Source organism: Pseudomonas sp. FP2294 (genome assembly GCF_030687625.1).
In the GTDB taxonomy this organism is placed as follows: Bacteria; Pseudomonadota; Gammaproteobacteria; order Pseudomonadales; family Pseudomonadaceae; genus Aquipseudomonas; species Aquipseudomonas shahriarae.
Map to the genome: position 1 here is coordinate 4814284 of NZ_CP117441.1, position 18795 is coordinate 4833078.

Below are 18795 nucleotides of genomic sequence, written 5' to 3' on the forward strand. Positions count from 1 at the left end.
CTAGCTGTTGGCCCGTGCGGCGTGCAGTTTTTTGTAGCTGTCGATCAGCCGCAGGTGTCGATCCAGGCCTTCGAGCTTCATGCTGGTCGGGGTCAAACCATGGAACCGCACGCTGCCCTCCACCGAACCAATGGCGGCGTCCATGCGCTCGTTGCCAAACATCCGGCGGAAGTTGGCCTCGTAGTCTTCCAGCTCCAAATCCTCGTCCAACTGCATCTCCAGCACCGCATTCACTGCCTGGTAGAACAGGCCGCGTTCGACGGTGTTGTCGTTGTATTGCAGGAACATCTCCACCGCTTCCTTCGCCTCTTCATACTGCTGCAAGGCGAGATAGATCAGCAGCTTCAACTCAAGGATCGTCAACTGGCCCCAAGCCGTGTTGTCGTCAAATTCGATGCCGATCAGGGTGGTGATATCGGTGTAATCATCCAGTTCACTTTCCACCAGGCGCTCGACCAGCGCTTGCAGGCCGTCTTCATCCAGGCTGTGCAAGTTGAGGATATCGGCGCGGAAGAACAACGCCTTGTTGGTGTTATCCCAGATCAGGTCGTCAACCGGATAGATTTCCGAATAGTCCGGCACTAGGATGCGGCAGGCCTTGGCGCCGATATGCTCGTACACCGCCATGTAGACCTGCTTGCCCATGCCTTCGAGAATACCGAACAAAGTCGCGGCCTCTTCGGCGTTGGAGTCTTCGCCCTGGCCGGAAAAATCCCACTCCACGAACGCGTAATCGGACTTGGCACTGAAGAAGCGCCACGACACCACGCCGCTGGAGTCGATGAAGTGCTCGACAAAGTTGTTCGGCTCGGTCACCGCATGCCCTTCAAAGGTCGGCTGCGGCAAGTCGTTCAGGCCTTCGAAGCTGCGGCCCTGAAGCAACTCGGTAAGGCTTCGCTCCAGCGCCACTTCCAGGCTTGGGTGGGCGCCAAACGAGGCAAATACGCCGCCGGTGCGCGGGTTCATCAGGGTCACGCACATCACCGGGAACTCGCCGCCCAGGGACGCATCCTTGACCAGCACCGGGAAACCCTGCTCTTCCAGGGCCTGGATACCGGCGAGGATGCTTGGGTATTTGGCCAGCACTTCAGCCGGGACATCCGGCAAGGCGAATTCACCTTCAATGATTTCGCGCTTCACCGCACGCTCGAAAATCTCCGACAGGCACTGCACCTGGGCCTCAGCCAAGGTGTTACCGGCACTCATGCCGTTGCTCAGGTAGAGGTTTTCGATGAGGTTGGAGGGGAAATACACCACCTCGCCGTCAGACTGACGCACAAACGGCAGTGAGACGATGCCACGTTCTTCATTGCCGGAGTTGGTATCGATCAGGTGTGAGCCGCGCAACTCGCCATCGCGGTTGTAGATTTTCAGGCAGTACTCGTCGAGGATTTCCGTCGGCAGCGCGTCTTTACGGCCGGGCTTGAACCAGCGCTCCTCCGGGTAATGCACAAACGCCGCGTTGGCGATGTCTTCGCCCCAGAACTGGTCGTTGTAGAAGAAATTGCAGTTCAGGCGCTCGATAAACTCTCCCAGGGCCGACGCCAGTGCGCCTTCCTTGGTCGCGCCCTTGCCGTTGGTAAAGCACATCGGCGAATGGGCATCGCGGATATGCAACGACCAGACATTGGGCACGATATTGCGCCACGAGGCGATTTCAATCTTCATGCCCAGGCCCGCGAGAATGGCCGACATGTTGGCGATGGTCTGCTCCAGCGGCAGGTCCTTGCCCGCGATGAAGGTGCCCGCGTCTGACGCAGCCGCCGGCATCAGCAACGCCTGGGCGTCGGCGTCGAGGTTTTCCACCTCTTCGATAACAAACTCGGGCCCGGCCTGTACCACTTTCTTGACCGTGCAGCGGTCAATGGAGCGCAGGATGCCCTGGCGATCCTTGTCGGAAATATCCGCCGGCAACTCGACCTGAATCTTGAAGATCTGGTTGTAGCGGTTTTCCGGGTCGACAATATTGTTCTGCGACAGGCGGATATTGTCCGTGGGGATATTGCGCGTGCTGCAGTACAACTTCACAAAGTAAGCCGCACACAACGCCGACGAAGCCAGGAAGTAGTCGAACGGACCGGGGGCCGAGCCATCGCCCTTGTAGCGAATCGGCTGGTCGGCCACCACGGTGAAGTCATCGAACTTGGCTTCAAGCCGGAGGTTGTCGAGAAAATTGACCTTGATTTCCATGCGGGATTACCAGAATAGCGGAGCAAACGAATTGGCCGCCATTATCCGGCTTTTACGGCGCAAGTCTCCCCCTTACCCCAACAACCCCATCTCCTGCGCCCGCGCGACTGCCTGGGTGCGGCGCTCGACCCCCAGTTTGCTGTTGATATGACTGGCGTGGGTCTTGACGGTGTGCAGCGAGATAAACAGCTGGTTGCTGATTTCCTGGTTGGAGCACCCTTGGGCGATCAACTGCAGCACTGCCAGCTCACGGGCGCTCAAGGTTTCGCTGGAATGGCTGGTTTCGACTGGCTCGCGCGGGGCAACCGCCGGCAGCAGGGCCCAGAGGCTTTGCCGCATCAAATCGTTCGGCGCCTGGCCCAGTTGCTCGCGTACCCAGTCGGGATAACGTTCCAACAGGCGCTGGAAGGGTTGCAACGCGCCACCGCTGGCCATTTGCAAGGCGCGGGCAAACAGCGGCCGGGCTGACATTGCCTGGCCGTCATCCAGCAACAACAGCACGTGCTGGTTCAGGGCCATCACCGCGATCATCTGCTGGCCTTTGCCTTCGGCTTGCCGCGCCAACCCATCGAGTCGACGCCGGGCGCTTTCGCACTGGCCACGAATAGCATCCAGGGCCGCCTGTTGCAGTTCGATATGTTGCGCCAGGTGCGGATGAAACTCCGGGGCGGCGGCAGCCTGCTCGCCGTTATAGGTTTGCCCCAGGCGCACCAGCCAGGCATCGGCCAGGTCGGTACGGCCCTGGGCCAGCCACAACTCGCATTTGATCAGGGTGATCATGGCCAGGTAGTAGATCGGCGGCACGTCCCAGATATGCATCAAGCGCTCGGCTTCGGCCAGTTCGGCAAAGGCCTTGGGAAAATCGCCACGGCGCCCCTCAAGGTTGGCGATGACACAGTGGCCGATCAACACGCTGATATCCCGGCAGGCGCGGGCTTCGGCAAGCCCTGTACGCAAACGCAACAGGCCGGCCTCCGGCTGGCAACGCATCAGCAGCAGGAACCCTTCATACAACGACAGGCGTGCGCGCACCGCATACAGGCGCTGGGATGCCAGGCCCTGCAAGCGTTGCAGGCCCTCGCGCACCTCCTCCAGGGAACGCAGGATTTCCCCACGCGCCTGCAGCACCCGTGCCCGGTCGTAATGGGCCAGGGCCTCGAACAGCGGGTTGCCGACGCGTTGCGCCAGTTCCAGGGATTCGCGATTCAAGCCCCGCGCACGCCACAGGTCGGCGTCGACGATGGCCAGGTTCGACAAGGTCGACAGGCACATCAAACGCTGGCCGTAACGCTTGTGCGGCAGGCTTTCCAGGGCCTCTGTGCAATACAAGTGGGTCAGTTCCCGGTCGCCGCGCCCACGGGCGATGATGCCGCTGAGGGCCAGCCACTGGGCGAGCATCGACTTCTGCGCAGTGGCCGACGGTGCCGGCAGGAAGCGGCTGAGATGGCTGGACAACTCTTCCGCCGCATCCAACTGGCAAGCCAGCCCCAGCGCCCAGCTATAGAGCACGATCAAGCGCGGCGTGCTGATCAACAGGCTGTCGGGCAAGTCCATCTTCCAGCGCAGGAGCATGCCGACGTTCTGCTCGGCCAGCAGTTGTTCTTCGGACAGGTTCTGCACCAGATTCGCCGCCACATCCGGATGCCCGGCACGCAGTGCTTGCTCCACGGCCTCATCGAGCAAGCCCTGGGCGTTGAACCAGCGGCAGGCGCGCAGGTGCAGGCTGGCGGCCGGCAACATCGCATTTGGCGAGCGCCGGGTGCGCAGTAAATCGGAAAACAGGTGGTGATAACGGTACCAGTGGCCCTGCTCGTCCAGCGGCACCAGGAACACCTGATGGGCTTGCAGGTAGCGCAGGATTTCCGCGCTGTCATGGGCCTCGCGCACGGCATCGCACAACTCGCTGCAAAAACGCTCCTGGGAGGCCGTGTCGTAAAGGAAGGCCTGGACTTCCGGCGGCAGGCAGTCGATCACCTCTTCCAGCAGATAGTCACGGATCAGCCCCTCCCCACCATGCAGGCCCTGGGGCAAGTCGGCCTCGTTGCCGGCTTCGGAGGCCGCCAGCAACCAGAAACGCAGGCCGGCCACCCAGCCTTCGCTGCGACGGATCAGGTTGTCCAAGGCTTCACCGCGCAACGAGCTGCTATGACTCTCGAGCAAGGCCAGGGATTCGTCGTTGGTCAGGCGCAGGTCTTGTTCATGCAACTCCAGCAGATGCCGGGACAAACGCAACCGTGCCAAATGCCAGTCGGGACGCTGGCGGCTGGTGACCAGCACCAACAGGCCATCGGGCAAATGGTTGAGAAAGAATTGCAGGCAGCGATCCAGCACCGGGCCCTGGGCCAGGTGGTAGTCATCCAGCACCAGTAGTAACGGGGTACGTGTGGACAGGTGGACGGTCAATTCGTCGAGCAGGCCATCAAGCCACTCTTCAAAGGCAAACGGCTGATGGCGCTGGCGCATTTTCAACAAACCCAGGGCCTGGGTGCCGACCTGCGGGAAATACTGCTGCAAACCTTCCAGCAGGCGCTCAAGGAAGCGTCCCGGATCACTGTCCCGCGAACTGAGGCCCAGCCACAGGCTATGCCAGTGATCAGGCAGGCTTTGGCAGAACTCCACCGCCAGCGAGCTCTTGCCAAACCCGGCCGGCGCGCTGACCAGTAATAGACGCCCGTCCAGGCCGGCGCTCAAGCGCTCGCACAAACGCGGGCGCAGCACATAGCCATCGGGCAGCGGGGGTCGGTAGAAGCGCCCTTCCAGCGTGGGGATTATCGCACTGGCAGGCCCTTGGATTGGGGACAGATCAGTCATCGCCGGGCTCTTGTAGTAGGCTGTGGTCGGCATTGCAGATGTCCGCAGACTAGCGTTAAAAGCCGTCGCTTTGTAGATCTTTGCAACATTTGTCTGAAAAAGACTACAACAAGAAATAACCAACTATTTTCCGGATGCCCAAAAACAAATGTGGGGATGGGCTTGTGTGGGAGCGGACTTGCCCGCTCCCACACAAGCCCACCCCCACAGGTGCGGACTTGTCTAGCGCTGTTTAGCGAACACCATCCTGACGCAGAGCCGCCGGGGTGAAGTCGCTGGTGGTGGCAGTGAAGCCGAAGTCATAGGCCTGTTTCTCTTCGTTCTTCATGCCCAGGGCCAGGTAGCGGCCGGACTGCAGGTCGTAGAGGGTTTCGAGGGCGTACCACGGCACTTGCTTGTCGTAGTAGTTCTCGCCATGGGCTTCCGCTACACGCCACAGTTGGCCACGACCGTCGTAATGGTCGATCACCGCTGCTTGCCAGGTGTCTTCGTCGATGTAGAAGTCACGCTTGGCATAGATATGGCGCTGGCCTTCCTTCAAGGTGGCGACCACGTGCCAGACGCGGCGCAGTTCATAACGCGCCAGGTCCTGGTTGATGTGGCCGGCCTTGATGATGTCGGCGTACTTGAGCTTCGGATCGTCGAGTTTGTAGCTGTTGGAGGCGATGTAGATTTCCTTCTTGCCTTCCAGCTTCCAGTCGTAGCGATCCGGAGCGCCGTTGTACATGTCGAGGTTGTCGGAAGTCCGCAGGCCATCGGCGGCAGTCCCCGGCCCGTCATAGGACACTTGCGGCGCGCGGCGCACACGACGCTGGCCGGCGTTATAGACCCACGCGGCGCGCGGTTCCTTTACCTGGTCCAGGGTTTCGTGCACCAGCAATACACCACCGGCCAGACGCGCAGGAGCGGTCACTTTCTGCTTGAAGTAGAACAGGATGTTGCCCGGATTTGCCGGATCGTAATCCTTCATCTTGTCGCGGAACACGAACTGGTCCTGGAAGTACACCAGGCTGTACGAGCCGTTGGCCTGTGGCGTGGCCTGGGTTACCAGGCGTGTCACGCTGCCGCCGCGATAACGGGTGATGTGGTTCCAGATCACCTCGACCCCGCTTTTCGGGATTGGGAACGGAATCGCGGTTTCGAAGTTTTCCAGGCCGTTACCACCGCCTACCAGGTTGGTGCTGGTGGCGTTTTTCTTGATGGAGGCGAACACTTGCGCCGGCACGGTGGCACCGCGATGGGTGGTGTACACCGGCATCTTGAAGGTTTCAGGGTAGCGCTTGAACATCGCGTACTGCCCCGGCGCCAGCTTGTCTTTGTACTGCTCGACGTTCTGCGCGGTGATGATGAACTGCGGCTGCTCGCTGGCATACGGGTTGGCCAGGAAGCCTTTGGCGTCCACGGCGCCGGCGTTGGTTGGCAGGGCTTTCCAGGCAGGGATGGTGCCGGCAGCGTTGCCGGCCATTTCCGCGCCCATCGGGGTCAACGTGGTGCCCAGCTTGGCGGCTTCATCCGCCGAGACGGCCGCCATGACGCTGCTGGCCATGATCGACAGTCCCAGCACACCCACGTGCAACAGACTTTTGGTTATTTTCATGTTCTGGTCTTCCTGAAATGCAGTGTACTTAGAAGTTCGCGCCGAAACTCAGGGCCACGAAATCGCGGTCAACCGAGGTGTTGTAGTCGCCACCAAAGAAGTTGGTGTAGGCCAGACTCGCCGTGTAGGTGTTCTGGTATTCCGCGTCCAGCCCCAGGCTCACCGCTTTGCGACCTTCTTCAAAGTTGCCGCCAGGACCTGGCGAGTAACCGTTCACATCATGGGACCACGCCACGTTAGGCTTGAGGTTCACGCCGGCGAAGACATCCGGGTATTCCCAGATTGCCCGGCCACGGTAGCCCCAGGAAGTGGCGGTAGTGAAGCCATCATTGTTGCAATTGGCAGTAAGGTTGCTGGCATCGGTGCCAGGTCCGGCACCGGCAATTGTTCCGCCGTTAAGCGTTGCACAAAGAGCGCCTTGCCCAGGGCCATACACCGGATCACGCCCGTAACGTGCTTTGTTACTGCTTTCCAGGCCACCGACGTGGGTCACGCCCACTTCACCGACCAACGTCAAGCGACTTGCTCCCATCACTTGATCGAAGAAGTGCGTAAAGGTCGTCTGGAACTGGGTAACTTCCTTACGCCGGTAGCCGTTCAGATCCTGGTCAGCAGAGCCTTTAAGTGGCGAAGCGTCCCCCAGGCCCAACAGCGGCGTTACGCCCGCATACAAAATATCGGTGGTATTGAGTTGCACTGGCGCATTCGGCCGATAGCTCAATTCACCACTCCAGGCGGTCCCTGTCGCCAGCGTGGTGGAGAAGCTCAAGCCATACAGCCGAATATCCTCCGGGTACTCGACAAAGTAGCTGGAGTTACCGGCCACAATGAGAGGACGCAACTGACTGGCGCCAGGTGTAAACGTCAATGCGTTAGCTGCTGCGTAGGTCGCAGCGGAGGCGCCCCTGGCGCTGAAAATCGGCGCACGGCTGTGATAGTTCATGAAATACGCGCCGAACTCAGTATCCAGCGGCTCAAAGTTGTAGTGCATCGCCACGCCGAACTGACCGCTATCACGTGCGTCGCGATCAGGGCCACGCTTGACCAGCACACCCTCCTCATTGATGTTCACGCCAAACGCGTTCATCAACGGCAAACCACCGCCCGCCGCGATCACTGAACGCTTGCTGAGCAAGCGCAAGTTATCGTTGCAGCCGTCAGCAATCACATCCGGCTGCGAGAAGAATGTCCCGCAGTTGTCGGTGATCGTCTGATCCCATTCCAACTGGTAGAACGCTTCTGCCGACAGGTTATCGGTCAAGGATTGCGACACGTAGAACATGTTGACCGGAATCAGGCCTTCCTTGATTTCGGCGCCCGGACGACGGAACGCAGACACGTCGATCGGGTTGACGGAGTTGATACCACCGCCAATGAAAGTACTTTCACCCCAGCTCACTACTTGCTTACCAAAACGCACCGAACCCGGCGCATCGGCAATGGAGTAGTTGTGGTAGATGAACGCATCGAGAATCTGCCCGCCGGAAGACTTGGCGCCCTCTTTGCGATTGTGGTCGCTGATGTCCTTGAACTCGCGGCCTTCATCCTTGAGTTCGAAGTCGTACCAGTATTTGCCACGCACGAATACACCGGTATCGCCGTACTTCAGTTCCAGGTCATGGATGCCCTTGAAGATCTTCGAGAACGTCTCCCCGCGCTTGAAGTTCAAGTGACCGTCATCGGAGGTCTGCGACAGCCCCTTGCCACCGTTGTTGACACCAATCAGGTCGCGATCGGGCTTGGCCGTGCTCCAGCTGGCCCCCACCGACAGGGACGAGTCGAAGCTGCCTTCGACCTCACCAATGTTGAAACTGACGCCGAATGCGGGCCCGGCGAGGGTCGAGGCAAGACTGACCGCCAGGGGTAATCTCGCCCGGCGCCAGAACTGATTTACTGAGGTCATCGACGCTACTCCATGTGCATTTTATTGTTATGGCAGTGAGCCTTTTCAAACACGCTTGTAACGGCCGGAATACAACGATTCCAATGCCAGACAGCCACCGGACCACCCAGGACCGCAGCGCCGCATCCTTGAAAAACTCTGGGAGGGACTATAGCCAGCAGGGGGTACCGCTTGATCCCTCTAAAGTGTGATTTGCATCACCAACCCGTCTGCGACAGCCCTTTCGCCATGTCAGCGAGGGCTGACGCAAAAGAGGATGGCTGAAATTCGGCAAATGACAAGGCGAAGGCTTGTAATAGAGCATTGCCGTGCCCGAACGGGCACGGCACAAGGGCTCAGAGCGTGGACAGGAAGGTGCTGTTATTGGCCTGCCATTCAATGATGTCGATACGGATACGTTTCTTGTCCAGCTTACCGACGCTGGTCTTGGGAATTTCCGTAACAATGGCAATCTGACTTGGAATTGCCCACTTGCTCAGGTGGCCCTGCTCGACATACGGCTTGAGGTGTTCCTTGAGTTCGCGGGCGCCAATCCCGTGGCCTTCACGGACCACCAACAGGGCAAACGGACGCTCGCCCCACTGCGGGTCGGCAATCCCGACCACCGCTACTTCGCGTACCGCCGGGTGACGGCTGACCAGGTCTTCAAGGGCCAGGGATGAAATCCACTCGCCGCCGGTCTTGATCACGTCCTTGATACGGTCGCGAATGTCGATCACACCGAAGGCATCGAGGGTGGCCACGTCGCCGGTGTGCATCCAGCCGCCTTCCCAGAGTTCGGCGCCCTTCTGCGGCTCGTTGAAATACCCCTCGCTGAGCCATGGCGCGCGCAGCACCAGTTCGCCCTGGGACTCGCCATCGGCCGGGAGGAAGTTGCCGTCCCCGTCGATGATCGCGGCTTCCACCAACGGCCCCGGCACACCGGCCTTGATCCGGTAGGTGGTGCGCTCGTCTTCGCTGCCGGCCATCAGTTCTTCGTTGAGGTGGGCACAGGACACCAGCGGGCCGGTCTCGGACATGCCATAGGCCGCTGTCAACTGGATGCCACGGGCCTTGGCTGCTTCATACAGCGAGCGGTTGAGGGCACTGCCGCCAATCACGATTTTCCACCCGCCAAAATCCACACCCTGGGCGGCCTTGGCGTTGAGCAGCATCTGCAGGATGGTCGGCACACAGTGGGAGAACGTGACCTTCTCTTTGCGCCACAACTCCACCAGGTATTCCGGGTCGTAGCGGCCGGGGTAGACCTGCTTGAGGCCGAGCATGGTCGCCACATATGGCAAGCCCCAGGCGTGGACGTGAAACATCGGCGTGATGGGCATGTACACATCGTTGGTGCCCAGCAGACGCACGCTGTCGACGCTGCCCATGATGGTCGCCACGCCGATGGTGTGCAGCACCAGTTGGCGGTGGGTGAAATACACACCCTTGGGGTTACCGGTGGTACCGGTGGTGTAGAAGGTGGTAGCCACCGAATGCTCGTCGAAGTCCTCGAAGGTGTAGTGCGTGCTGGCAGCGGCCAATAGCGTTTCGTACTCGCCTACCAGGTTGGGCAGATCGGCGGTTTTCTCGTCGCCATCGGTCAGCAGCAGGGTTTTGTCGACGGTGGTCAATTGGCCGGCAATGGCCTGGTACAGGCCGACGAACTCGCTGTTGACCAGCACAAAGCGGTCCTCGGCGTGGTTCATCGTGTAGAGGATCTGCTCTGGCGACAGGCGCACGTTGATGGTGTGAATCACCGCGCCAATCATCGGAATGGCGAACATGCATTCCAGGTAACGGTGGCTGTCCCAGTCCATCACGGCCACGGTATCACCGGCCTTGACCCCGGCTGCGGTCAGCACATTGGCCAGGCGAGCGACGCGTTCAATCAGGGTGGGGTAGGTGTAGCGCAGCTTGTCGCGGTAGACGATTTCCCGGGTTTTCTCGTAGCGCGCACCCGACATCAACAGGCGCTTGATCAACAGCGGGTATTGGTAGGCGCCTTCGGCGGGCGGGATAACACGAGTCTGCAACATACGAATCCCTTTTTATGACTGCACGGTCTTGGCTAAAGGATTTGCACTGTAGAGACCTTGCACGCCGGCCAAATCAGCCGAAGGAATGATTTGCAGAGCCGGATGAATGCTAGCTTTACGCCAGCATTCATTCAGCCAGCGGCGCCTTTAGCGCTCGGTGAGGGCCACTTTCACGCCAATGGCAATCAGCACCGCACCCATGCTCCGATCAAACCAATGGCCCATGCGCGCAAACCCGGCGCGCACGCGCTGTTGGCTGAACAACATGGCCACCATGCAGAACCACAGGGCGGTAGCCACGGCCAGGTACAGGCCATAACCGGCCTGGATGGCCAGCGGCGTGTGGGGGTTGATCACCACGGTGAACAGCGACAGGAAAAACAGCGTGGCCTTGGGGTTCAGGCCATTGGTCACAAAGCCCGAGGTAAAGGCGCCGCGGGCACTGCGCTCGCCCACTTCGCGGTGCAAGTCTTCTTCACTGGCAGGCTTGGCCGGCTGCGCCCGCAGGGCTTTGAAGCCGATATACAACAGGTAGGCCGCCGCCGCCCATTTCAAGGCGTTGAACAGCACGATGGACTGGGACACGATCAAACCGATACCGAGCAACGAGTAGCCAACGTGAAGGAAAATCGCCGAACCGACGCCCAACGCCGTCCAAGTGCCGGCACGCCGGCCATGGGTCACGCTCTCGCGTACCACCACGGCAAAGTCCGGCCCGGGGCTGGCCACGGCCAGCAGGTGAATCAACGCCACGGTCAAAAACTCGGTGAGGTACATGCACACTCCAAGAAGTAACTGATTATTTCATCTGGTAGGCTCGGCAGATTACGCCTTCGAACCCTGTCGCAAAAGGTACAGTTGATGACGAACAATCGCCGCGCCGTCTTCCTTGATCACCCTTCCCTGGACCAGGGGGACCTTGACCTCAGCGGGTTGCGGGAGACCTTCAGCGACTTGCAGTTGTGCGAACAGACCTCGGCCGATCAAGTGGTCGAGCGCCTGCAAGGCGCCCAGGTAGCGATCAGTAACAAGATCCTGATCAACGCCCAGACGATGGCCGCCTGCCCTGACCTGAAACTGATCCTGATCGCCGCCACCGGCACCAACAACGTCGACCTGGCCGCCGCCCGCACCCAGGGCATTACCGTGAGTAACTGCCAGGGTTACGGCACGCCGTCAGTGGCGCAACACACGATCATGCTGCTGCTCAACCTTGCCACGCGCCTGAAGGACTATCAAAAAGACGTCGATGCCGGGCTGTGGCAGCAAGCCAAGCAGTTCTGCCTGCTGGACTACCCGATTGTCGAGCTGGAAGGCAAAACCCTGGGTTTGCTGGGCCATGGCGAACTGGGCGGCGCCGTCGCGCGTCTGGCCGAAGCCTTTGGCATGCGCGTAGTGCTGGGCGCCATTCCCGGTCGCCCGCCCCGCGCAGATCGGGTGCCACTGGACGAATTGCTGCCGCAGGTCGACGCCCTGACCCTGCATTGCCCGCTCAACGAACATACGCGGCACTTTATCGGCGCCCGCGAACTGGCGCTGCTCAAGCCGGGCGCGTTCGTGGTCAACACCGCACGCGGTGGCCTGATTGATGAACAGGCCTTGGCAGACGCCCTGCGTGGCGGTCATCTGGGGGGCGCGGCCACCGATGTGCTGAGCGTCGAACCGCCGATCGCCGGCAACCCGCTGCTGGCGAGCGACATCCCACGGCTGATCATCACCCCACACAGTGCGTGGGGCAGTCGCGAAGCGCGGCAACGGATCGTCGGCCAATTGACCGAAAACGCCCGGGGCTTTTTCAGCGGAGCACCGCAGCGCGTCGTCAGTTGATAAACTGCGCTCCTTTTTCAGGGAGCAGACCATGGATCCGCGCAGTGAAGTACTGCTTCGTCAGGCCGAACTTTTTCAAGGCAATGTGTTACTGGCCGGCCTGCCCGCCGACGACCTGCTGGGCCGCCTGCCCAATGCCCATGGCTGGTGCTGGCATGCGGGCGATCAGGCGGCGCTGGATGCGCGGTTTGCCGAGCGCAGCCATTTCGGGGTGAATGTACCGCAGCGTGCATTCGACACAGCCGTGGTGTTTCTGCCCAAGTCCAAGGACCTCGCCGACTACATCCTCAAGGCTGTGGCGGCACGGCTGCCGGGCGCCGAGTTGTACCTGGTGGGCGAAAAACGCGGCGGCATCGAAAGCGCCGCCAAGCAACTGAACGCCTTCGGCAAGCCACGCAAGCTCGACAATGCGCGGCACTGCCAGCTGTGGCTGGCCACCGTGGCCGACGCCCCGGCAGCCCCCGACCTGGCAAGCCTGGCCGAGGTCTTTGAAGTGCCACTGGCCGACGGGCCGCTCAAGGTCGTCAGCTTGCCCGGCGTGTTCAGCCATGGCCGCCTGGATCGCGGCACCGCGCTTTTGCTCGAACACCTGGACAAGCTGCCCAGCGGTCATCTGCTGGACTTCGGCTGTGGCGCCGGCGTGCTCGGCGCGGCGGTCAAGCGGCGCTATCCGCACAACACCGTGACGCTGCTCGACGTGGACGCCTTCGCCACCGCCAGCAGTCGCCTGACCCTGGAGGCCAATGGCCTGGAAGGCGAAGTGCTGACCGGTGATGGCATCGACGCCGCGCCCATGGGCCTGGATGCGATTCTGAGCAACCCGCCGTTCCATGTCGGGGTGCATACGGATTATTTCGCTACGGAAAACCTGCTGCGAAAAGCACGCCAACATCTGAAAAACGGTGGCGAACTTCGGCTAGTTGCCAACAGCTTCCTGAAGTACCAACCACTGATCGAAGAGCATCTGGGCGTGTGCGCAGTCAAGGCCGAGGGCCAGGGTTTTCGCATCTACCGTGCCAAGCGCGGCTGACGGGCGTTTGAAAAAGAACGCTTGCCGAATGGATTTTGCCAAGGCAGAATCCGCTCCGTCCTAGGGGAGTAGTCTCCCACGAGCAACATGCTCGTCCGGCATACGTCAACATACTTGGTCAGCAGACCATGGCGTATGCGACCCAGGAGTCCGCACAGACGGACCGGGGTTTGACAAGACCTATGACACGCACACCTTACCCGGGGCGGGAAGGCTGTACGTGTCATAGCCGTGTCGACCCGCCCCTGGAAACCTACCTGATGCTGGATTCACTCCTCGTTCCTACCGCAATCGTTGCCTTGGCCGAAATCGGCGACAAGACGCAATTGCTCGCGCTCATCCTCGCCGCACGCTTTCGCAAACCCTGGCCGATCATCGCCGGCATCATCGCCGCGACCCTGGCCAACCACGCCGCCGCCGGTGCCGTGGGTGCCTGGTTTGGCAGTTTCTTCTCGGATGCGGTGTTGCACTGGATACTCGCTGCGAGCTTCTGCGCCACGGCCCTGTGGACCCTGGTGCCGGACAAGCTCGACGATGACGAGGCCAGTACTTCACGCAAGTTCGGGCCGTTCCTGACCACGCTGATTGCGTTCTTCATCGCAGAAATCGGGGACAAGACGCAGATCGCCACGGTGATGCTGGCGGCGCAATACCCGGAGTTGTGGCTGGTGATTATCGGTACCACCCTGGGCATGCTGATTGCCAACGTGCCGGTGGTTCTGGCGGGGAATTTCGCCGCGGAGAAACTACCGCTGACCCTGATTCGGCGCCTGGCGGCCTCGGCGTTCTTTATCCTGGCGCTGGTGGCGGTGTACAAGGCCATGCAAAGCAGCGGCTGGTTGTAACCCTTTGCAAATGTGGGAGCTGGCTTGCCTGCGATAGCGCTGTATCAGTCACGTATTAATTAACTGAACCACCGCTATCGCGAGCAAGCCCGCTCCCAGCTTTGGATCGTCACAAGGCCTGGATTATCAGGACTTCTTGGCCTGCTGGTACAACGGCATCACCTTGGGAATCGCCGCCTGCAACGAGGCGATCCGGCTGCTGGAGGCCGGGTGGGTGCTCATGAACTCAGGCGGTGCGCCTTCGGAGGCCTTGGCCATTTTGTTCCAGAGCGTGATGGCCGCGTTCGGGTTGTAACCGGCGCGGGCCGAGAGTTCCAGGCCGATCAGGTCGGCTTCGTTCTCGTTGCTGCGGCTGTTGGGCAAGGTCATGCCGTAGTTGGCCACGGTATCGGCCAGCGCCATGCTGTCCTGGCCCAGGCCCAACAATGCGCCGGCGCCCTGCTTGGCCATCTCGATGCCGTAGGCCTTGGACATGGCTTCGCGGCCATGTTCACGCAGGGCGTGGGCAATTTCATGGCCCATGACCGCCGCCAGCTCATCATCGGTCAACTTGAGGGTGTCGATCAGCCCGCTGTAGACAAATATCTTGCCGCCAGGCCCGCAGTTGGCGTTCATCTCGTCGCTTTTGATCAGGTTCACTTCCCACTTCCACTGCGCCGCATCCGGACGGAAGGTGGGAGCCTGGGCGATCAGGCGCTTGGCGATAGCCTGCACACGTTTGGCGTTGGTGCTGGTCTTGTCCAGCAGGCCCTTGCCACTGGCTTCGCCAAGGGTCTGCTGGTACGACTGCGCGTACATCTGGTCGACTTCCTGGCTCGACAGCATGCTGAACATGTACTGCTTGCGCTCCACACCCACGGCGCCGCCACTGGTGGTGTTGACCGACTGGCAACCGGCGAGCAGCAAGGCTGCGCTCAATGCCGTTACCGCCAAATATTTTTTCATGCGCCTTCTCCCTGAAATTATGGCGCATATCCTAGGCCCTCCCTTGTATCTGCGCCAGATACACCTGACGCATAACCGCTGATTTCAGACATCCCCCACGCCCACAACCATTCTATAAACGACACCCCTGATTCTTTTACAGGGCAGCACCTCATGTCTGCAGCGCCTGTGGCCGATATAAGAAAACAGATGATGCCCTAAGCGCCCGGAGCTTCCATGAAATTCAAGTCGATTCAGTTTTCTGTTGCGGCATTGGCCGGGGCCATCGTGCTGAGCGTCGTGGCGGCCCTGGTGCTGTACGCGCTGTTCGCCGGCGCACGGACCCAGGACATGGTGCAGGCACGCACCCAGGCGCAATTCGAGCAGATCATCGAGCAACGGCTCACGGCACTCGCCCACACTCAAGCCACACTGATCCAGCGCGAACTGGAAGCGCCACTGGTGACCGCCAAAGGCCTGGCCACCACCAACGCACTGATGGGCATGAAAGACGCAAACGGCGGCGCCCCATTGCAGGTCAGCCGCGAACAACTGATCAACCTGCTGCACGAAACCGTGGTGCGCAACCCGAAAGTCCTCGGCTCCTATATCGCCTGGGAACCCAATGCCATCGACCACAACGACGCCAACTACCTGAACACCGCCGTGGTTGGCATAGAGCCCACAAACGGGCGCTTTATGCCCTGGTGGTTCCGCAACCAGGACGGCAGCCTGGGCCTGGAAAAACTCGCCGACCTGACCGACCAGAAAATTCTCTCCACCGGCATCCGCGCCAGTGAGTACTACCTCTGCTCCAAGGAAACCCAAAAACCCTGCGTCATCGACCCCGCGCCCTATCGCGTAGGCAATACCACGGTGATGCTGGCCTCGTTTATCGAGCCGATCATGATCGACGCAAAGTTCCAGGGCATCGTCGGCGCCGATCTGTCGGTTAACTTCATCCAGGAAATGCTGACCGCTGCCGACCAGAAGCTGTACAACGGTGCCGGCGAAATGGCGCTGATTTCCAACAATGGCCGCCTGGTCGCCTATACCAAGGACGCCAGCAAGCTGGGAGAGAAAGCCAGCGACCTGTTCGACAAAAATACAATCGATCACCTCAACCAGCCGAACGTCGGCGAAGTCCGCTACGACGTCGACCAGGCCCAGGGGCTGATCGAGTTGTTCCTGCCCTTCAACATCGGCCAGACCGATGCGCGCTGGACCTTGATGCTGCAACTGCCGTTGGGCACGGTGATGGCCGACTTGCAAGCGCTGCAGGGCGACCTGGACGCCCAGCGCAAAACCGATATCTTCGGCATGACCATGGTTGGTCTGGTGATTGCCGGCATCGGCCTGCTGGTGATCTGGCTGGTGGGGCATGGCATTGCCCGGCCGCTCAAGCAGATGGTGGCGATGCTCAATGACATCGCCCAGGGCGAAGGCGATTTGACACGCCGCCTGACCAGTGACCGCGCCGACGAACTGGGCGCGATTGCCGCCGGCTTCAATACCTTTCTGATCAAGCTGCAGGGCATGATTACCCAGGTGGTCAGTTCGGTGCAGAAAGTCAGCGATTCGTCGGAACACACCGCCGACATCGCCATCCGCACCAACCTCGGGGTGCACAAGCAAATGGTCGAGATCGACCAGGTCGCCACCGCCGTGCACGAGATGACCGCCACCGCCCAGGACGTGGCCCGCAATGCCACCCAGGCCGCACAAGCCGCCACCCATGCCGACCAGGCTGCGAGCCAGGGCATGCAGATTGTGCGCGACACCTCCACGTCCATCGGCGCCCTGGCCCTGGAGATCGGCAAGGCAGTGGGCGTGGTCCAGACCCTGGCCAAGGACAGCGAGAACATCAATGCCATCCTGATTGCCATCCGCGGCATTGCCGAGCAGACCAACCTGCTGGCCCTCAACGCCGCCATCGAAGCTGCACGGGCTGGCGAACAGGGCCGGGGCTTTGCGGTAGTGGCCGACGAGGTGCGCAACCTGGCGCAGAAAACCCAGAAGGCCACCGAAGAAATCCAGGCCATGATCCAGCAATTGCAGCAAGGCACGCGGGACGTGGTACGGGTCATGGAAGACAGCCAGCAGCGTACCGATGAAAGCGTGCAGCACGCGGCCAAGGCGGCCCAGGCCCTGGAGACCATCACCCAGGCCGTGTCGGTGATCAATGACATGAACACGCAGATTGCCAGTGCGGCAGAGGAACAGAGTGCGGTGGCCGAGGACATCAACCGCAATGTGATCAATATCGGCCAGGTGGCCAATGAGGTGGCGGGCGGTGCCGATGAGTCCAGTGCTGCCAGTGCGGGGCTGACCCAGTTGGCGGAGCAGCAGCGGCGGTTGATCAATCAGTTCAAGGTATAAAGGTTTCAGTGGCCTTCAGGGCCGTATCGCAGGCAAACCAGCGCCCACATTTGAAGGTATTCACACGTCAAAATGTGGGAGCTGGCTTGCCTGCGATGGCGCCAGCGAATCCCCCACTCAACCCCCAGCCTCAACCCGGGGTCAAACACTCCGGCCCATTGAGCTTCGGATCATTGACCATGTTAGCCAGCACCCGCTCACGCAACGCCGCCGGCTCACCGGCCAGCAACCCCTGCAACACATGCAACGGCGTCTCGGGATCGAGCCAGGCTTCCTGCCCCGCCGCATCCAGAATCAGCGGCCGGCGCTGGCTCTGCGCGGCCTGGGTCACCACTGCCGCGCTCAACCACACCTGCTCCTGCACCGGATAAGCCTCCCAGATCGCCGCAAAGAACAGCGTCGAGCCCTCCCCCGGCGTGAGCCAGTACGGCCGCTTGCGCTGGGTGCCACGCCATTCATAAAAGCCATTGGCTGGCAGCAGGCAGCGGCGCAGGCGAAAGGCCTCGCGAAACATCGGTTGTTCGGCCAGGGTTTCGGCGCGGGCATGGGCCGGGGTGCGGGACAGATCAGTCAACCAGGGGGGCGTCAGCCCCCAGCGGGCCCGCGCCAGGGTGCGCTGGCCGTCGGTAGCGCGCTGGATCAGCACCGAATCATTGGGAGAAATATTCCACTGGGCCTGTTGATCCGCCGGGAACCCCGGCAAGGCAGCGAAGGCGGGGTTCCAGCGAAACAGGGCATAACGTCCACACATGGGGCAACACGACTCTTGGGTAAACCGAACGACAGCCTAACAGACCAGCACGTCGGGGTAGCTGTCGGGTTCATCGCCGGGTAGCGGTTGGGCGCCGATATAGGCGGTAATCAACTCGCGGGCTTCACCAGCCTGGTCGTTCTCCACTTCCAGGCCCAACAGGCCGAAGATCGGCAGTTCACCCGTACCACCCAGCAGATGGCGCCCCACCAGATGGGCGTCGATACCTTCGCTGGCGAGCATTTGCTGCAGCAACTCGCCCTCCATCAGGTTTTCCGGTTCGTAGATTCGTTGCATGGCTGCCCCCCTTATTCATTCTCGCTGCGCACTTCGAGCATCCATTCCTCGCCGTGGACCTGCAGGTAGAAATTGATCGGCCGACAGCACACCTGGCAGTCCTCTATATAGTTCTGGTCACCGCCGGACAAATCCACAGATGTCTCGACCTCTTCACCACAATAAGGACAATCGTACAGCGCAGGTTCTAGCATCGCGGTCTCTCCCAGGTGACTTGTGCGTA

14 protein-coding genes, 1 pseudogene and 1 riboswitch are annotated in these 18795 nt (G+C 60.9%); of the genes and pseudogenes, 5 read left to right on the forward strand and 10 right to left on the reverse strand.

Features of this window, described 5'->3' with window-relative positions; all coding sequences use genetic code 11:
* From PSH73_RS21580 to PSH73_RS21605, 6 genes are all read right to left on the reverse strand, one after another.
* The gene (locus PSH73_RS21580) at positions 1-2190 is read right to left on the reverse strand and encodes an OsmC domain/YcaO domain-containing protein (protein WP_120734133.1); all 2190 of its coding nucleotides are present in this window, start codon (positions 2188-2190) and stop codon (positions 1-3) included.
* Positions 2191-2262: 72 nt separating this feature from the next.
* A complete protein-coding gene (locus PSH73_RS21585) occupies positions 2263-5001 on the reverse strand; it encodes a LuxR C-terminal-related transcriptional regulator (RefSeq protein WP_120734134.1) in 2739 nt (912 codons plus the stop codon).
* 232 nt (positions 5002-5233) lie between these two features.
* A complete protein-coding gene (locus tag PSH73_RS21590) occupies positions 5234-6598 on the reverse strand; it encodes a DUF1329 domain-containing protein (RefSeq protein WP_057958478.1) in 1365 nt (454 codons plus the stop codon).
* A gap of 28 nt (positions 6599-6626) precedes the next feature.
* Positions 6627-8501, reverse strand: coding sequence for a DUF1302 domain-containing protein (locus PSH73_RS21595; RefSeq protein ID WP_057958477.1), 1875 nt, complete (start codon positions 8499-8501; stop codon positions 6627-6629).
* A gap of 335 nt (positions 8502-8836) precedes the next feature.
* Positions 8837-10519 (reverse strand): fatty acid--CoA ligase, encoded by a 1683-nt coding sequence (locus PSH73_RS21600; RefSeq protein ID WP_057438159.1) that lies wholly within the window; start codon positions 10517-10519, stop codon positions 8837-8839.
* 147 nt (positions 10520-10666) lie between these two features.
* Complete coding sequence (locus PSH73_RS21605; RefSeq protein WP_057438156.1) at positions 10667-11296, reverse strand: LysE family translocator; 630 nt, start codon at positions 11294-11296, stop codon at positions 10667-10669.
* An 84-nt stretch (positions 11297-11380) separates the two neighbouring features.
* Here PSH73_RS21605 and PSH73_RS21610 point away from each other — a divergent pair, with 84 nt between their 5' ends.
* The 3 genes from PSH73_RS21610 (at position 11381) to PSH73_RS21620 (ending at position 14221) form a co-directional block, all read left to right on the forward strand.
* Positions 11381-12346, forward strand: a complete 966-nt coding sequence (locus tag PSH73_RS21610; RefSeq protein ID WP_305461339.1) for a 2-hydroxyacid dehydrogenase — start codon at positions 11381-11383, stop codon at positions 12344-12346.
* A 31-nt stretch (positions 12347-12377) separates the two neighbouring features.
* On the forward strand, positions 12378-13376 hold the full coding sequence (locus PSH73_RS21615) for a class I SAM-dependent methyltransferase (protein ID WP_115128982.1): 999 nt from the start codon (positions 12378-12380) through the stop codon (positions 13374-13376).
* Between the two features lie 51 nt (positions 13377-13427).
* Positions 13428-13547, forward strand: a riboswitch (yybP-ykoY riboswitch).
* 89 nt (positions 13548-13636) lie between these two features.
* Positions 13637-14221, forward strand: a complete 585-nt coding sequence (locus PSH73_RS21620; RefSeq protein WP_057438151.1) for a TMEM165/GDT1 family protein — start codon at positions 13637-13639, stop codon at positions 14219-14221.
* A gap of 126 nt (positions 14222-14347) precedes the next feature.
* Here PSH73_RS21620 and PSH73_RS21625 read toward each other — a convergent pair whose 3' ends face one another.
* Positions 14348-15166 (reverse strand): M48 family metallopeptidase, encoded by an 819-nt coding sequence (locus tag PSH73_RS21625; protein ID WP_057958473.1) that lies wholly within the window; start codon positions 15164-15166, stop codon positions 14348-14350.
* Positions 15167-16561: 1395 nt separating this feature from the next.
* Here PSH73_RS21625 and PSH73_RS27125 point away from each other — a divergent pair.
* Positions 16562-16618: pseudogene (locus PSH73_RS27125) on the forward strand (hypothetical protein); the annotation flags it as partial.
* Positions 16619-16819: 201 nt separating this feature from the next.
* Positions 16820-17524 (forward strand): methyl-accepting chemotaxis protein, encoded by a 705-nt coding sequence (locus PSH73_RS27130; protein ID WP_370693750.1) that lies wholly within the window; start codon positions 16820-16822, stop codon positions 17522-17524.
* 130 nt (positions 17525-17654) lie between these two features.
* Here the strand turns inward: PSH73_RS27130 and PSH73_RS21635 are convergent, their stop codons facing one another.
* The 3 genes from PSH73_RS21635 to PSH73_RS21645 are packed head-to-tail and all read right to left on the reverse strand — an operon-like array spanning position 17655 to position 18766.
* Positions 17655-18275: an SOS response-associated peptidase gene (locus PSH73_RS21635; RefSeq protein WP_057438144.1), complete on the reverse strand. Its 621-nt coding sequence runs from the start codon at positions 18273-18275 to the stop codon at positions 17655-17657.
* 36 nt (positions 18276-18311) lie between these two features.
* Positions 18312-18572, reverse strand: a complete 261-nt coding sequence (locus tag PSH73_RS21640) for a putative signal transducing protein (RefSeq protein WP_057444473.1) — start codon at positions 18570-18572, stop codon at positions 18312-18314.
* An 11-nt stretch (positions 18573-18583) separates the two neighbouring features.
* Positions 18584-18766 carry a CPXCG motif-containing cysteine-rich protein gene (locus PSH73_RS21645; protein WP_057438139.1) on the reverse strand — a complete coding sequence of 61 codons (183 nt, stop codon included), beginning with the start codon at positions 18764-18766 and terminating at the stop codon, positions 18584-18586.
* Between the last annotated feature and the right edge of the window lie 29 nt (positions 18767-18795).